The organism is Patulibacter sp., assembly GCF_030655195.1.
GTDB lineage: Bacteria > Actinomycetota > Thermoleophilia > Solirubrobacterales > Solirubrobacteraceae > Patulibacter.
On sequence record NZ_JAURWA010000193.1, the window covers coordinates 1 to 15,631 of the forward strand.

Annotated in this window: 13 protein-coding genes; 10 read left to right on the top strand and 3 right to left on the bottom strand. The window is 75.1% G+C overall.

From position 1 onward, the window contains the following. On the bottom strand, positions 1-276 hold a 276-nt coding region (locus tag Q7T67_RS20495; protein ID WP_304794407.1), incomplete at its 3' end, for a hypothetical protein. 164 nt (positions 277-440) lie between these two features. Here Q7T67_RS20495 and Q7T67_RS20500 point away from each other — a divergent pair. Then, entirely contained in the window at positions 441-1,592 is a 1,152-nt protein-coding gene (locus Q7T67_RS20500; protein WP_304794410.1) for an iron-containing alcohol dehydrogenase, read from the top strand. Between the two features lie 138 nt (positions 1,593-1,730). Here Q7T67_RS20500 and nhaA read toward each other — a convergent pair whose 3' ends face one another. Continuing rightward, positions 1,731-3,653 (bottom strand): Na+/H+ antiporter NhaA, encoded by a 1,923-nt coding sequence (nhaA, locus tag Q7T67_RS20505; RefSeq protein ID WP_304794413.1) that lies wholly within the window; start codon positions 3,651-3,653, stop codon positions 1,731-1,733. A 399-nt stretch (positions 3,654-4,052) separates the two neighbouring features. Here nhaA and Q7T67_RS20510 point away from each other — a divergent pair, with 399 nt between their 5' ends. The 5 genes from Q7T67_RS20510 to Q7T67_RS20530 all read left to right on the top strand — a co-directional run bounded on the left by Q7T67_RS20510 (position 4,053) and on the right by Q7T67_RS20530 (position 10,687). Next, positions 4,053-4,655, top strand: a complete 603-nt coding sequence (locus tag Q7T67_RS20510; protein ID WP_304794416.1) for a sulfite oxidase-like oxidoreductase — start codon at positions 4,053-4,055, stop codon at positions 4,653-4,655. After that, positions 4,625-5,875 (top strand): ferredoxin reductase, encoded by a 1,251-nt coding sequence (locus Q7T67_RS20515; protein ID WP_304794419.1) that lies wholly within the window; start codon positions 4,625-4,627, stop codon positions 5,873-5,875. The genes Q7T67_RS20510 and Q7T67_RS20515 overlap by 31 nt, the downstream gene beginning before the upstream one ends. Positions 5,876-5,987: 112 nt before the next feature. Then, the gene (locus Q7T67_RS20520; RefSeq protein ID WP_304794422.1) at positions 5,988-7,667 is read left to right on the top strand and encodes an FAD-dependent oxidoreductase; all 1,680 of its coding nucleotides are present in this window, start codon (positions 5,988-5,990) and stop codon (positions 7,665-7,667) included. A 5-nt stretch (positions 7,668-7,672) separates the two neighbouring features. Beyond that, complete coding sequence (locus Q7T67_RS20525) at positions 7,673-9,412, top strand: ATP-binding protein (RefSeq protein WP_304794442.1); 1,740 nt, start codon at positions 7,673-7,675, stop codon at positions 9,410-9,412. A 960-nt stretch (positions 9,413-10,372) separates the two neighbouring features. Further along, positions 10,373-10,687 (top strand): UBP-type zinc finger domain-containing protein, encoded by a 315-nt coding sequence (locus Q7T67_RS20530; protein ID WP_304794425.1) that lies wholly within the window; start codon positions 10,373-10,375, stop codon positions 10,685-10,687. A gap of 22 nt (positions 10,688-10,709) precedes the next feature. Here the strand turns inward: Q7T67_RS20530 and Q7T67_RS20535 are convergent, their stop codons facing one another. Next, positions 10,710-11,312, bottom strand: a complete 603-nt coding sequence (locus Q7T67_RS20535) for a CGNR zinc finger domain-containing protein (RefSeq protein ID WP_304794427.1) — start codon at positions 11,310-11,312, stop codon at positions 10,710-10,712. An 87-nt stretch (positions 11,313-11,399) separates the two neighbouring features. Here Q7T67_RS20535 and Q7T67_RS20540 point away from each other — a divergent pair, with 87 nt between their 5' ends. From Q7T67_RS20540 to Q7T67_RS20555, 4 genes are all read left to right on the top strand, one after another. Beyond that, positions 11,400-11,846: a VOC family protein gene (locus tag Q7T67_RS20540; RefSeq protein WP_304794430.1), complete on the top strand. Its 447-nt coding sequence runs from the start codon at positions 11,400-11,402 to the stop codon at positions 11,844-11,846. A gap of 2 nt (positions 11,847-11,848) precedes the next feature. Continuing rightward, positions 11,849-12,805, top strand: coding sequence for a pyridoxamine 5'-phosphate oxidase family protein (locus tag Q7T67_RS20545; protein WP_304794434.1), 957 nt, complete (start codon positions 11,849-11,851; stop codon positions 12,803-12,805). A 99-nt stretch (positions 12,806-12,904) separates the two neighbouring features. Then, entirely contained in the window at positions 12,905-15,340 is a 2,436-nt protein-coding gene (locus Q7T67_RS20550; protein WP_304794437.1) for an ATP-dependent DNA helicase RecQ, read from the top strand. A gap of 79 nt (positions 15,341-15,419) precedes the next feature. Then, positions 15,420-15,631, top strand: a 212-nt coding sequence (locus Q7T67_RS20555; RefSeq protein ID WP_304794440.1) for an SDR family NAD(P)-dependent oxidoreductase, incomplete at its 3' end; no start/stop codon positions are given.

The window sequence follows — 15,631 nt, forward strand, 5'->3', positions numbered from 1 at the left end:
CCAGGCGCGCAGGCCGGCCCGCTGGGCGGCGTGCTCGGCCGCGTGCTCCGCGCCCAGACCCCGCGTCTCGGTCCGCCGCAGCTCGGTCTCCCGGGCGCGGGCGGCCGCGGTGCCGAGTCCGGGGCCGGCCACGGGGGAGGAGGACGTGAACCGGGACGCCGAGCGCGTGCCGGCGGCCGCGGCGTCGTGCCCCCAGGCGGCGGGAGCGCTCGCGGTCAGCGCACCGGCGGTGAGGAGGATCGCGGAGGCGACCCGGACGGGGCGGTGGACACACACCTCACGAGTGCAACATCCTCGAGCTCCGCGCGCCATCCCTCGACGGGGGGCCGCGCGTGTTGGTGAACACCGTCCCCCTCTGGTCGACGGGCGTCCCGAAGGTGGGGGAGGGGCGATCCTCGCCGGGCGTCCGACCGTCGAAGGCCCGCTGGTAGCGTCGCGCCATGGCCCTCGTGCTCCCGGCGACCACCTGGATCGAGCCGGGGGCGCGCCACCGGGCGGGCGCCGAGGCCGTCGCGCTCGGGCGGGCACGGGCGCTCCTGGTGACCGACGCGTTCATGGTGCAGAGCGGCGTGGCGGCCGAGATCCGCGCCGGGCTCGAGGAGGCCGGCCTGGCGGTCGCGCTCTTCGACGGCGTCGAGCCCGACCCGACCGACGCGGCGGTCGACGAGGGGCGCGCCGCGCTGGTCGCTCACGAGGCGGACGTCGTCATCGGCCTGGGCGGCGGCTCGGCGCTGGACGCCGCGAAGACGATCGCCGTGCGCGGGGGCAACCCCGGCCCGATGCGGCAGTACATGGGCTACCAGCAGCTCGTCGGCGCGGGCCTGCCGGTGATCGCGATCCCGACCACCGCGGGGACCGGTGCCGAGGCGACCCGCGTCGTGGTCGTCACGGACACCTCGACGGACACGAAGATGATGCTGCTCGACGACCGGCTCTGCCCGACCGTCGCCCTCGTCGACGTCGAGCTGAGCGCGACGATGCCGCGGCCCCTGACCGCCCACGTCGGGGTCGACACGCTGACCCACGGGATCGAGGCGTACGTCTCGGCGAAGGCGACGGAGGAGACCGACCCGCTGGCCCTGGCGTGCGTCCGCCGCTGCGGCGAGCACCTGCGGGCGGCCTGGGAGGACGGCGACCTCGAGGCGCGCGCCGGCATGGCCCGCGCCGCGTACGAGGGCGGGGCGGCGTTCGCCAACGCGTCGGTCTGCCTGGTCCACGGGATGAGCCGGCCGCTCGGCGCCGTCTTCCACGTCCCGCACGGCCTGTCGAACGCGGTGCTGCTGCCGACGGTCACCGCGTTCTCGCTGGAGGGCGCCCCGGAGCGCTACGCGGAGGTGGCGCGGGCGCTGGGGCTCGTCGCGGGCGACGAGTCCGTCGCGGCCGCCGGAGACGCCCTGATCGCCGGCCTGGAGGACCTCAACCGCCGCCTCGAGGTCCCGCGCCTGCGCGACCTGCCGGGCGTCACCCGCGAGCGCTTCGACGCCGCGCTGCCGAAGATGGCCCAGGACGCCCTGGCGTCGGGCAGCCCGGACCGCAACCCGGTCGTCCCGACGGCGGAGCAGATCGAGGAGCTCTACCGCCGGGCGTGGTGACGGGCGGCCGCCACAGCGGCCGATGCGGGGCCGTGTCGTGGGGCGCCACCGATCCGCATCGGTCGGCCGGATCGACGGGGGCGATGCGCATGCGTGTCGCGGGGCGTCACCGATCCGCATCGGTCGGCCGGACGTGCCTCAGTCCTTCGCCGCCAGCCGGGCCGCGCCCGCGCGCATCTTCGCGCTGCGCACCGCCGCCCGGAGCGCGTCGATGTCGTAGACGCCGTGGTGGCGCCGGCCGTTGATGAAGAACGACGGGGTGCCCGACACGCCGCTCTCGTCGGCGCTGTCGACGTCGCGCTCGATGCGCTTGAGGTAGCGGCGCTCCCGGAGGTCGGTCGTGAACCGGTCGACGTCGAGGCCGAGCGCCGCGGCGTGGCCGACGAGCTCCTTGGGTGTCAGCTCCTCCTGGTGCTCGTAGAGCCGGTCGTGCATCTCCCAGAACATGCCCTGCGCGGCCGCGGCCTCCGACGCCTCGGCGGCGAGCTGGGCGCGCGGGTGGACGTCGGCCAGCGGCAGGTGACGGAAGACGTAGCGCAGGTGGTCGGCGCCGGCGTTCTGCATCAGCTCCCGGATCGTCGGCTCGGCGCGGCCGCAGAACGGGCACTCGAAGTCGGCGTACTCGACGACGGTGACGATCGCGTCCGGGTCGCCACGGACGTGGTCGCGTTCCGGGTCGACGTCGTCGGCGAGGTCGATCATCGTCTCGGCGACGTTGCCGAGCTGGCGCGCCCGCATCGTGTCCGGCAGGCGTCGCGTGACGGCGAAGGCGGCCCACGCGGTGAACGGCGAGACGATCGCCGACGCGAGGATGCCGATCTTCGCCTGGTCCAGGAGCTCACCGTCGGAGAACGCGAGGGTCGCGATCAGCAGCGACAGCGTGAAGCCGACGCCGGCGGCCGCGCCCGCGCCGGTGAGGATCGGCCAGGTGACGGCGGGGCGATTGCCGCCGAGGGCCTTGCGGCTGGCCAGGAACGACGCGCCGACGATGCCGATCGGCTTGCCGAGGACGTAGCCGAGGAAGATGCCGAGCGTGATCGACGAGGTCGCCGCCGCGGAGAGCACGTCGCCGCTGATGACGATGCCGGCGTTGGCGAGCGCGAACAGCGGCACGATGACGTAGGTCGTCCACGGGTGCAGCGAGTGCTGGAGCCGCTCGTTCGGGGAGATCGCGCCGGCGATCTTGCGCTGGGCGGCGGTCGCCAGCTCGACGGTCGGCTGCTCGCGGAAGGAGCGCGTCAGCTCGGTCGCGCGCTCGAGGTCGTCGCGGTTGGGCGGGTAGGACGTCGTCACCAGGCCGATCGCCAGGCCGGAGATCACGGGGTCGACGCCCGACTGGAACATCGCCAGCCACATGCCGACGCCGACGCCGATCACGAGCGGGGTGCGGCCGCGCGGCACGTAGCGCAGGGCGATCAGCACGGCGAAGAGCAGGACGGCGATGCCGAGGGCGACCAGCGAGACATCCTCGGAGTAGAAGACGCCGATCACCGCGAGCGCGACGAGGTCGTCGACGACCACCATCGTCAGCAGGAAGACCCGGACCCGGACCGCGGCCGCCGGGGTGACGATCGCGAGCGCTCCCAGCGCCAGCGCGGTGTCGGTCGACATCGCGGCGCCCCAGCCGTCCGCACCCTCGCCGCCGGCGTTGAAGGCGAGGTAGATCCCGACGGTGCAGGCCATGCCGCCGAGCGCCGCCATCACCGGGATGGTCAGGCGGGTGCGCTCGCGCAGCTCGCCCTGGTCGAGCTCGCGCTTGGCCTCGAGCCCGACGACGAGGAAGAACAGCGCCATCAGGCCCTGGTTGACCCATTCGCGCAGGTCGGCGTGCAGGACGTGGTCGCCGAGCGAGACCGACAGGTCGGTCCGCCAGACGTCCTCGTAGGAGTCCGGCCACGGCGAGTTCGCCCAGATCAGCGCGACGACCGCGGCGAGGACGAGGACGACGGCGCCGCCGGTCTCGGCCTGCAGGAACCCGCGCACGGGAGCGGCCAGGTTGCGGGCCCAGGCGGTGCGCTCGGGCGGCGTCGGATCGGCTGATGGTCGGGGGTCCAGTCGCACGTCGTCGAATCTAGAGGGCGGGGCACGAGTGCCCGGTGTGACGGGCGGACGGGTCGGCGGTGGCGGTGGTGTCCGGCGTGGTGGGCCGGCGGGCCGCGGGGTGCGCGGCCGACGCGGGTTCGTGTCGTGGGGCGGCACGTTCCTGCATCGGTCCGGCGGGATGGGACGACCGACGCGGGTTCGTGTCGTGGGGCGGCACGTTCCTGCATCGGTCCGGCGGGATGGGACGACCGACGCGGGTTCGTGTCGTGGGGCGGCACGTTCCTGCATCGATCGGTCGGCCGCCACCGCGTCGTGCGCGAGCACCCGTCCCGACGGGCCGCGGTCGCCGTCATGTCACGGTTGTCCGAACGCGTCGCCCGCCCTAAGGTCGGCGGCGAGTCAAGGAGCCCCTGAACCATGTCCCCGATCACCCGCGGCTTCCGGGGCCGCCGCCCCGACGTCGACCCCGCGCGCATCCCGCCGGGCCAACATCACGAACGGGGCTTCCCCGTCCTTACCGCGGGCCCGACGCCCAAGGTCGACACCGCGACCTGGACGTTCGAGATCGGCGGACGGGTCGACACGGACGCGGTCTTCACGTGGCAGGACCTGCTGGCGCTGCCGCAGGAGACCTTCACCGTCGACATCCACTGCGTCACGACCTGGACGAAGCTCGACACGGCGTGGACCGGCGTCTCCGTCGACACGCTCCTGGACGGCATCGAGCCGCGCTCGGAGTTCGTGACGATCCGGGCCTACGGCGGCTACACGACGAACCTGCCGCTGGCCGACCTGACGGGCGGCAAGGCGTGGGTCGTCCACACCTACGACGGACAGCCGCTGCCGCCCGAGCACGGCGGTCCCGCCCGGCTGCTCGTGCCGCACCTCTACTTCTGGAAGAGCGCCAAGTGGGTGCGCGGCCTGACGTTCACCCCCTCCGAGGAGCCCGGCTTCTGGGAGGAGAACGGGTACCACCGCCGCGGCGACCCGTGGCGCGAGCAGCGCTACTGGAGCGACTGATCCCCGACCTCGACCCCAGCACCCCGCTCCCCGGCCCGCAGACGCCGGCGGAGCAGGAGGTCCCCGACGACCTCGGCGACGCCGCCGAGTCCGCCGGCGACCCCGAGCGCGTCCCCGACGGCGCACCCGTGCCGACGGGGGAGCCCGCCGCGCCGGAGGACCGGATGCCCGCGCCCGGCCTCGGCCGGACGGGCGGGCCCATCCCGACCGGCGGCCCGATCCCGACCGGGGATCCGGCCCCCACCGGCGACCCGATTCCGACGGGCGGGCCGGCCCCCACCGGCGACCCGATCCCGACGGGCGGGCCGGCCCCCACCGGCGACCCGACGCCGATCGGCGACCCGGTCCCGACGGGCAACCCGGTCCCGACCGGCGAGCCCGGCTCGGGTGAGGCGCGCCGTCCGGCCCCGGCCCCCGAGGTCGGCCCCGGCGGCCGCGCCCGCGTCGACTGGCGGACGGCGACCGTCATCGCCACCGAGCGCGAGACCCCGCGCACCACGACGCTCGTCCTCGACGTGCCCGCGTGGCCCGGCCACCGCGCCGGCCAGCACGTCGACGTCCGCCTGACCGCCGAGGACGGCTACCAGGCGCAGCGCTCGTACTCGATCGCGTCAGCACCCGAGGCCCCCGAGCTGCGGATCACGGTCGACCGGCTCGACGACGGCGAGGTCTCGCCGTTCCTCGCCGACGACGTCCTGACCGGCGACGAGCTCGAGCTGCGCGGCCCGATCGGCGGCCCGTTCGCGTGGTCGGTCGACGACGGCGGGCCGCTGATCCTGCTGGCCGGAGGCTCCGGGATCGTCCCGCTGATGGCGATGCTGCGCCACCGCGCCGCCCGCGGCTCCGAGATCCCGGCCCGGCTGCTGCACTCCGTCCGCACGCCCCGCGAGGCCGCGTTCCGCAAGGAGCTGCTCGGACTCTCCGGCCCGTTCGCCGTCGGGCCGGGCACCTCGACGCTCGAGGTCCGCTGGACCTACACGCGCATGGCCCCGCCCGACTGGGACGGCTTCTCCGGCCGGGTCGACGCGGCGATGCTCGAGGCGTTCGACGTCTCGGCCGGCGCCGCCTCCTCCGAGGGCACCACCGACGAGGGGCCCGACCCCGACGCGCGCGTCTTCGTCTGCGGCCCGACCGGGTTCGTCGAGACCGCCGCGGCGCTCCTCGTCGACCGCGGCCACGACCCGTCCCGCATCCACACCGAGCGGTTCGGGCCGAGCTGATGAGCGTCGCCCGTCGTCCCCGGCGGTTCGCCGGTCGCCCGTCCGCCCCGGGCGGCGCCACCCGGTCGCCCGCCGCCCCACCCGTCCCCCGATCCCCCCAGGGCCCCACCGCATGAGCACCCCGCAATCACCGCCCCGCCGCCCCGCGATCGTCGTCGTCGACGACGAGCCCGCCGTCCTGGCCGCCGTCTCCCGCGACCTGCGCCGCGGCTTCGGCGAGCGGTTCCGCGTCGTCCGCGCCGGGTCCGGCCCCGAGGCGCTCGCGTCGCTGAAGGAGCTGCGCACCCGCGGCGACCAGGTCGCCCTGCTCGTCGCCGACCAGCGGATGCCGGGGATGTCCGGCACGGAGTACCTCGTCGAGGCGCGCAAGCTCTTCCCCGAGGCCAAGCGCGTGCTGCTCACGGCCTACGCCGACACCGAGGCCGCGATCTCGGCGATCAACGAGGTCGCGCTGGACTACTACCTGCTCAAGCCGTGGGACCCGCCGGAGGAGCAGCTGTTCCCAGTCGTCGAGGACCTGCTGACGACGTGGGAGTCCGGGGCGGCGCTCGCCGCCGGCGGCGTGCGCGTGATCGGCCACCGCTTCTCGAAGGCCTCGCACGACCTGCGCGACTTCCTCGCCCGCAACCGCGTCCCCGCGCGCTGGCTCGACGTCGAGCGCGACGGCGAGGCCCGCGAGCTGCTCGAGGTCATCGGAGTGGGACTGGACTGCCTTCCGGTCGCCCTGCTGGAGGACGGCGGCGTGCTCGAGCGCCCGACGATCCTCGAGCTCGCCGAGCGCCTGGGCGTGTCGAGCACCCCGACCCAGGAGCACTACGACCTGGTGATCATCGGCGGCGGCCCGGCCGGTCTGGCCGCCGCGGTCTACGGCGCGTCGGAGGGCCTGAAGACGATCCTCGTCGAGCGCGAGGCGCCGGGCGGCCAGGCGGGCCAGAGCTCGCGGATCGAGAACTACCTCGGCTTCCCCGCGGGGCTCACGGGCTCCGACCTCGCGCGGCGCGGCACCGACCAGGCCCGCCGGCTGGGCGCCGAGCTCCTGACCGTCTCCGACGCCGTGTCGCTGCGGGTCGAGGGCGCCGGGCGCTTCGTCGAGCTGGGCAGCGGGGCGACGCTGTCGGCGACCTGCGTGGTCGTCGCCTCGGGCGTGTCGTACCGGCAGCTCGAGGCCCCGGGGTTCCAGGAGCTGACGGGCGCGGGCGTCTACTACGGCGCCGCGCTGACCGAGGCGCGCGCGTGCTCGGACCAGCACGTCGTCGTCATCGGCGGCGCGAACTCCGCCGGGCAGGCCGCGGTCTACTTCTCGGGCTACGCCAGGCAGGTCACGATGCTCGTGCGCGGCCCCGACCTGGAGCGGTCGATGTCGCACTACCTGATCGCCCAGCTCGCGGAGCTCCCCAACGTCGAGGTGCGGACGAACACCGCGCCGGTCTCTGCAGCGGGGGTCGACGAGCACCTGTCGACGATCACCGTGGCGACGAAGGGCGAGGACGGCACCGTCGCCGAGGAGACGATGGACGTCGACGCGTGCTTCATCTTCATCGGCGCGCAGCCGCGCACGGACTGGCTCGACGGCGTCGTCGCACGGGACGAGCGGGGCTTCATCCTCGCCGGCTCCGACGCGCAGGCGGCCGACTGGTCCCTGGCCCGCGATCCGTACCTGCTGGAGACCACGGTCCCCGGCGTCTTCGTGGCCGGCGACGTGCGCGCCCGGTCGATCAAGCGGGTGGCCAGCGCCGTCGGCGAGGGATCGATGTCGGTCTCGTTGGTCCACCAGTACCTCGTGGAGGGGTGAGCGGCATGACGGAGCAGTGGTCGGCGTACGGCGGGCGGGTCGTCGCGGAGGCGGCGGTCGACGGTGGCGCGGGGACGGCCGCGCCGGGGACGGTCGGGCCCGACGGCCGCATCTGCGAGGACGGGTCGCGGTCGCACCCCGACCTCAGCGCGCCGAAGTGGACGCTGCCGGGGGCGACGGACGGGCCGGTCGCCCCGGTGACGCTCGAGGAGCTGCGCTCGATCGACCTGTTCGACGACCTCGACGACGAGGAGCTCGGACGGTTCCTCGCCGTCGCGAAGGTGCGCGAGGCGCCGAAGGGCGAGCGGCTCGCCGAGCCCGACGGCGTGCCGATCGGCGTGCAGCTGCTCCTGCGCGGCAGCGCCCAGTCCTACCGGCTGGAGGGCGACCGCACCGAGCCGGTGGGCCGCCAGCGCGCCCCGACCTGGATGGGCGCGATCGCCGTGCTGTCCGACGCGCCGGTCGGCGTGCGGATGGTCGCGGAGGAGTCGTGCCGGATCGCGATGATCCACGGCGAGAAGTTCCGCAAGCTCGCATTCGCGTTCCCGGCCGTCCACCGCCGCGTGATGCAGCAGGTCGCGCCGGTGATGAGCCGGATCACCGCGATGGAGCAGGACCGCGAGCGCCTCGCGTCGCTGGGCACGATGGCCGCCGGCCTCGCCCACGAGCTGAACAACCCGGCCGCTGCCGCGCAGAGCACCGCCGCGCAGCTGGCCGACACGCTCGAGGTCATCACGGGCGCCTTCGGGGCGTTCGTCGAGTCCGGCGTCGAGCGCGAACAGGCGGCGCAGCTCGTCGCCCTGCAGCGCGAGGTCGCCGCCGCGGCCGAGGGGCGCACCGCGCTGGACGGCCTCGACGCCGCCGACGCCGAGGACGAGCTGCAGGACGCGCTGGAGGACCTGGGCGTCCCCGAGCCGTGGGTGCTGGCGGAGGAGCTCGCGTCCGCCGGTGTCGACGCGGAGTGGGTGGGGCGCCTCGCCGAGCTGGCCGGCCCGTCCGCCACGGGCCCGGCGCTCAAGTGGGTCGCGGCGACGCTGTCGGCCCGCGGCCTGGTCGTCGAGCTGCAGGAGTCCACGCGGCGCATGAGCTCGCTCGTCGGGTCCGTGAAGTCGTACGCGTACCTCGACCGCGGGGACCTCGTCGAGGTCGATCTGCACGAGGGACTCGAGACGACGCTCGCCGTCCTCGCGCACAAGCTGAAGGGCAAGGGGATCGCGGTCGTCCGCGACTACGACCGGTCGCTGCCGAAGCTCACGATCCACGGATCGGAGATGAACCAGGTCTGGACGAACCTGCTGCACAACGCGATCCAGGCGCTCGTCGAGCACCACGCCGTCCAGAAGGCGGCGGGCACCGCGGCCCCGCCGGTGATCCCCGAGCGCGGTCCCACCGGCCGCCCGGTGACGCCGACCTCGGGCCTGCGCGCCGCGTTCGCCACCGCCGCCGCGACCGCCGAGGCCGGCGGCATCATCGGCACGATCACGATCCGCACCCGCCGCGAGGAGTCCTGCGCGGTCGTCGAGATCACCGACGACGGCCCGGGCATCCCGCCCGACGTGCGCGACCGCATCTTCGACGCCTTCTTCACCACGAAGGAGGTCGGCGAGGGCACGGGCCTGGGCCTGGCCACCGTCCGCCGCATCGTCGCCGATCGCCACGGCGGCTCCCTGGCGGTCGACACCTCGGTGGACCCGCCGACGGGTACGACGTTCACGGTCCGGCTGGCGCTGCCGCACGGGGACTGAGGGGCGGCGCGGGGCCGCGGGTCGGGCCGGGCGGGTCGCGCCGACGGTGGCGCCGGGTCGGGCTGGGGGCCGGTCGACGCAGGTGGCGGGCGGTGATGCCGCGCCGGGCGGGTGCGGGGTGGCGGGCGCCGCCGCGGGCGGTCGTGTTCCCGTTTCGTGTGCCTGGAGATCGTCTTCTTGGAACACGGGGCGGGCGCGGGTGGCCGACGGCGCCGCCGGCCGTCGCGTTCCCGATTCGTGTGCCAGGAGATCGTGTTCTTGGAACACGGGGCGGGCGTGGGTGACCGGCGCCGCCGTGGGCCGTCGCGTTCCCGTTTCGTGTGCCTGGAGATCGTGTTCTTGGAACACGAGGCGGGCACGGGTGATCGGCGCCGCCGTGGGCCGTCGCGTTCCCGTTCCGTGTGCCTGGAGATCGTTTCTTGGAACACGAGGCGGGCACGGGTGGCCGGCGGCGCCGTGGGCCGTCGCGTTCCCGATTCGTGTGCCAGGAGATCGTGTTCTTGGAACACGAGGCGGGTGCGGGTGACCGACGGCGGCACGGGGCGCCGGGTACCGGATTCGCGCACCTGTAGGACGCCTTTCCGGTACCTGATGCCGGCGCGGGTGCCAGACCCCGCCCGCCACCGCCGCGTCGCCTGGATCGTGCACCACGGCGACGCGATTTCGGAACGCGACCCGGCACCGGCCGGCCGACGGCGCCCGCCACCGCCGCGTCGCCCGCATCGTGCACCACGGCGACGCGATTCCGGAACGCGACCCGGCACCGGCCGGCCGACGGCGCCCGCCACCCCCGCGTTGCCGGGAGCGTGCACCAGGACGACGCGATTCCGGAACGCACGCCGCCGCCCCGGCCCCGACCCCTGGCCCTCGACCCGCCGCCGTGGGATCCTCGGGCGGTCCGTTCCCGGCCGGCGCGCGTCAACCGCGTGCCGGGCCCGTCCGCCCCGCCCCGGAGCCACCATGCCCGCCTGCACCCACCTCGACCACGTCCTGATCACGGAGCTGCCCGAGGAGATCGCCGGGTGCGAGGACTGCCTCGCCGCCGGCGGCGTCTGGCTGCACCTGCGGATCTGCCTGGAGTGCGGTCACGTCGGCTGCTGCGACGACTCGCCCGGGAGGCACGCGACCGCCCACGCCACCGGCACGGAGCACCCGATCATGCGCTCGGTCGAGCCGGGCGAGGACTGGTCCTTCTGCTTCGTCGACCAGACCGCGTTCCTGATCCCTGCGGTCACCGGCGAGCCGCGCATCCCGCCGTCGCCGATGCTCGGCTGAGGGCGCCGCGGCACCGTTCGGCCTACCCCGAGCCCGCCCTGCCCGACCCCGTGGGCGGGTCCTCCGGCCCCGCTGCCAGGTCCTCCGTCTCCGTCCGGTCCCGGCCGCGAGCGTGATGGCGACGCGCCTTCGCCCGGTTGCCGCACGTGGCCATCGAGCACCACTGACGGCGACCCGAGCGCGAAGCGTCGTGGAACCAGAGCACGCAGCCGTGTCCGCCGCACGGGCGCAGACGGTCCCGGTCGGTCCGCAGCAGCCGGAGGAGCGCGCCGGCGGCCTCCCACGGCAGCCGATCCTCCTCCAGGCGCACCTCGACGACGCTCGTCGGCCCGTCCTCGCCCAACGCCTCGCGGCGGCGGCCACGGTCCAGGACCGCGTTCAGCCTGCGGCGCGCCGCGGCGTCCCCGTCGTCCTCCAGCACCGCACGGATCGCCGACCTCGCGTCGTGCAGCCGGGCCAGGGCGGCCGGGGTCACGGGACACTCCGGTCGGCCGATCGCCGCGAGCCACGTCTGCAGTCCTCGGGTATCCGCGATCAGGTCCACGCGCTCGCCCTCCGCCCACAGCTCCGTGTTCACGAGGTCGATCGGGAGCGGCTCGTCGGAGAGGGGGCGCGGATCCTGCACGGCCCTGCAGGGTACGCCATCAGGGCCGTGGCGGCTAACCTTTAAAACAGTTTTGACAGGTTAGGCCACCGTGCCTAGGATGGGCCCATGAGCACGTTCACCCCGGGCCACGTCGGCCTCAACGTGACCGACCTGGACCGCTCGCGCGGCTTCTACGAGGCGGTCTTCGGCTTCGAGTGCGTGCAGGAGTCGCCGTCGCCGGAGCGCCGCTTCGCGTTCCTCGGCGAGGGCGGGCAGGTCGTCCTCACGCTCTGGCAGCAGAGCGACGGCCGGTTCCCGACGGATCGCCCCGGCCTGCATCACCTCGCGTTCGAGGTCGCGGACGTCGCCGCGGTCCACGCCGCCGAGAGTCGGGTCCGCGCGACGGGCGCGACGCTCCTGCACGACGGGGTCGTCCCGCACGGCGAGGGCACGAGCTCCGGTGGCATCTTCTTCGAGGACCCCGACGGGATCCGGCTCGAGATCTACGCGCCCGTCGGCGCCGACGAGCGGCTGGCGCCGGACGCCTCCGCTCCCACCTGCGGCTTCTTCTGAGCATGGCGTTCGTCCCACACGCCGGCGAGCGCGCCGTCCAGGTCCGGGCCGGGGAGTCCGACATGGCCGCCCGGGTCGCCCGGGGCATCACGCGGGAGATCCCGGCCCCCGCGGCCGCCTTCCTCGCCGGGCAGCCGATGATCGTCGTCGCGGCCCGGGACGACGACGGCGCCGTGTGGTGCAGCCTGCTCACCGGCGCTCCCGGGTTCGCCCGGGCTGCGGACGAGCGGACGGTGGAGGTCGACGCGTCGCCGTCTCCCGGGGACCCGCTCGCGACGGTGCTGGGGCGGACCGGCACCCCCGTCGGCCTGCTGGCGATCGAACCCGCGACGCGGCGGAGGATGCGGGTGAACGGCCGCACGCGCGCCCGGGTGGCGAGGGCCGGGGTGGCGGGCGTCGACCGGTCCGGGGCGGCGGGACCGGCCGTCCCCGGACTGATCGTCGGCACCGAGGAGGTCTACGCGAACTGCCCGAAGTACATCTCACGACGCTCGGTGGTGGGCGTGCACCCCGACCGGACCGGGTCGGGCGCTCCGGCGATGGGCCACGCCCTGACCGGGGAGGATCGCGCGCAGGTCGCCTCCGCCGACGCGTTCTTCGTGGCCTCCACCCATGCGGACACCGGCGCCGACGCGTCGCACCGCGGCGGTCGGCCGGGATTCGTCACGGTCCACGACGACCGGACGCTGAGCTTCCCCGACTACACGGGCAACGCGCTCTTCATGACCCTCGGCAACCTGGCCTCCGACCCCCACGTGGGGCTGCTGTTCCCGGACTGGCGCACGGGGGACCTGCTGTTCGTCTCCGGCACGGCGGCGATCGACTGGTCGCCGGAGCGGGCCGCGGCCCATCCCGGCGCGCAGCGCGTGGTCGACGTCCGGGTCGAGCGGACCGTCCGGCTGCCGGGGGCGAGTCCGTTGCGTTGGGGGCCTCCGGAGCTCTCGCGGTTCGATCCGTGAGGCGGTCGTCGAGCGAGATGCTGACACGAGAGACGACCGAGCCGGTCACAGAAGGCGCGCACGACGGGGTCCGGCCTTCGAGCGGGCTACGGTCCTGGGGTGCACGACGCGCTCACCCAGCTCGCCGCGGTCCTCGCCGATCCCGGCGCGGCCGGAGCCCAGAGGCTCCTCGACGACGTGCGGAAGCGGTGGAAGGCGCTGGCCCCCGAGGAGCGCACGGCGCTGACCCCGCTTGCCAAGCTCGCCGCGGACCGCATCGCCGCCGCCGAGGCGGAGGCCCGCCCCTCGCTGTTCGACCTCGCGCCGACGGCGGACCCGGAGCCGGAGGCATCGCCCGAGGCGGCGGCGCCGTCCGAAGCCGCATCAGCGCCCGCCCCGACCCAGGCGCCCGCCCCGACCCAGGCGCCCGCTCCGATCCCGGCGCCCGAGACGCCCCGCGCGCCCGAGTCTCCCTCGGCCCCGCCGACCGAGCCCACCACCCACACGGTCCCGCCCGCCGACGAGGACGCCGCCTACCTCGCGTACCTCGACTCCTTCGGTGCCGACGGCGGAACGTCGTCGGCCGCGGGCGACCCGGCGGGGGACGACGATCCGTTCGCCGGGGTGTCGTTCGCCGGGGAGGACGCCGACTACGGCGAGGCCGGCGCCTACGTCCCCGATCCCGCCGAGTACGCGGAGGCCTTCGACGACGGCCCGCCCGCGTCCTCGGGCGGCTCCTACGGCGGCGGCGACTCCTACGACGCGGGCCCGTCCTTCGGGGGCGGCGCCCCCGCCGCCCCCTCCGGCCCGGCCCCCGAGCGCCGCCCCCTGGACGACGTCTCGCCCGAGTCGCTGCTGCACCTGCTCGGCCTGGAGACGTTCCGGCCGGGGCAGCGCGAGGCCGTGCAGGCCGCGCTCGAGGGGCGCGACTCGCTCGTGGTCATGCCGACCGGCGGCGGCAAGAGCCTCTGCTACCAGCTGCCCGCGCTGGCCGGCGACGACCTGACCGTCGTCGTCTCGCCGCTGATCGCCCTCATGCGCGACCAGTGCGCGCGCCTGACCGACCTGGGCCACCCCGCGGTCATGCTGGCCTCGGGCGGCGACGGCGCGAGCAACCGCCGGGCGCTGGACGAGATCCGCGACGGGACGGCCAAGGTCTGCTTCGCGGCCCCGGAGCGCTTCGCGTCGGGGGTCTTCCGCACCGCATTGCGCACCCGGGCGATCGCCCTGTTCGTCGTCGACGAGGCCCACTGCGTCAGCGAGTGGGGCCACGACTTCCGGCCCGACTACCTGCGGCTCTCCGCCGTCATCGGCGAGCTCGGCCACCCGCCCGTGATGGCGTGCACCGCGACGGCCACGCCCAAGGTCGCCGACGAGATCGTCTCCCGCCTGGCGCTGCGCACCGCCACCCGGGTGCGCTCGGGGTTCGACCGACCCAACCTCTCGTTCGACGTGCTGCCGTTCGAGGGCCAGGGCTCGGTCGCGCGGAAGCGGGCGACGCTCGTCGCGGGCGTGTCGGACCCCGCCAACCGCCCGGCGGTCGTCTACTGCGGCACGCGCAAGAGCACCGAGGAGGTCGCCGACCTGCTGGCCGCCTCGGGGGTGACGACCGTCGGGTACCACGCAGGCATGTCCGCCGACGCGCGCGCCGAGCGGCAGGATGCGTTCATGCGCGGGACCGTCGACGTCGTCGTCGCGACCAACGCGTTCGGCATGGGCGTCGACAAGGCCGACGTCCGCTCGGTCTGGCACTGGGCGCTGCCCGGGTCGCTCGAGGCCTACTACCAGGAGGCCGGCCGCGCGGGCCGCGACGGCGCGCTGGGCCGCGCGGTGCTGCTGGCGTCGCGCTCGGACCTCGGGCGCCTCGTCCGCTTCATCCAGGAGGCCGAGGTCACGGTCGAGCAGGTCGGCGGGCTCGTCGGACGGCTGCGCGCGCGGGCGGGCGCCGACGGCGAGGTCGACGCCGACCCCGGTCAGGACAGCGACCGGATCGCCCTGGCGATCGCCGAGCGCGCCGGTGCGGTGGAGCTCGAGCCCGGCCCGGGCGGGCGACTGCGGGTGAAGGTGCTGCCCGGCGGTCTGGACCACGGGCGCGTCGCGCAGATGTGCCGCGAGGCGAAGGATCGCCGCTGGCAGGCGTACCGCTCGATCGAGAAATACGCGTCGGGTGACAACCACGTCTGCCGTCGCCGGCAGCTGCTCGACCACTTCGGCGACCCCGAGGACGGCGCACCGCTCGGCCGGTGCTGCGACGTGCACGACCCGGTCGACTGGCTGCCGCCGATCCAGGTGAAGGCCGGCCGCTCGCGCGGGTCCTCCGCCCCGGCCGAGGAGGAGGGCCGTCCGGTCTCCGACGACGAGCTGGCCCCGCTGAAGGCCTGGCGGCGCGAGCGCGCGGACGGCAAGCCGGCCTACACCGTCGCCACGGACGCGACGCTGCGCGAGGTCGTCCGTCGGCAGCCGTCGACCCCGGACGAGCTGCTCGCCATCAAGGGCATCGGCCAGTCGTTCCTGACCAAGCACGGCGACGCGCTCCTGGAGCTGCTGCGGGGGTAGCCGGATTCGGGACGGCGACGCCGTCCGCCCCTGACGCGCCGGACGTGTGCGGATCCGGTTGCGTGGGCAACGGTAGGACATGACAACGATCGCGATCATCGGTGCCGGACGCGGACTCGGAGCGGCCGTCGCCCGCCGCTTCGGCAAGGAGGGCCTGTCGGTGGCCCTGATCTCCCGCAGCCAGGAGCGCGCCGACGGCCTCGCCGCCGACCTCTCCTCCGAGGGCATCACCGCGCAGGGCTTCGCCGCCGACGTGCGCGACCCCGACTCCATCGCCCACGCGCTGGAACA

Excerpts from the sequence above, each read along its gene's own strand:
- Q7T67_RS20510 (WP_304794416.1), top strand. The coding sequence starts at position 4,053 with ATGTCCCCGATCACCCGCGGCTTCCGGGGCCGCCGCCCCGACGTCGAC.
- Q7T67_RS20545 (WP_304794434.1), top strand. The coding sequence starts at position 11,849 with ATGGCGTTCGTCCCACACGCCGGCGAGCGCGCCGTCCAGGTCCGGGCC.
- Q7T67_RS20530 (WP_304794425.1), top strand. The coding sequence starts at position 10,373 with ATGCCCGCCTGCACCCACCTCGACCACGTCCTGATCACGGAGCTGCCC.
- Q7T67_RS20525 (WP_304794442.1), top strand. The coding sequence starts at position 7,673 with ATGACGGAGCAGTGGTCGGCGTACGGCGGGCGGGTCGTCGCGGAGGCG.
- Q7T67_RS20540 (WP_304794430.1), top strand. The coding sequence starts at position 11,400 with ATGAGCACGTTCACCCCGGGCCACGTCGGCCTCAACGTGACCGACCTG.
- Q7T67_RS20520 (WP_304794422.1), top strand. The coding sequence starts at position 5,988 with ATGAGCACCCCGCAATCACCGCCCCGCCGCCCCGCGATCGTCGTCGTC.
- Q7T67_RS20500 (WP_304794410.1), top strand. The coding sequence starts at position 441 with ATGGCCCTCGTGCTCCCGGCGACCACCTGGATCGAGCCGGGGGCGCGC.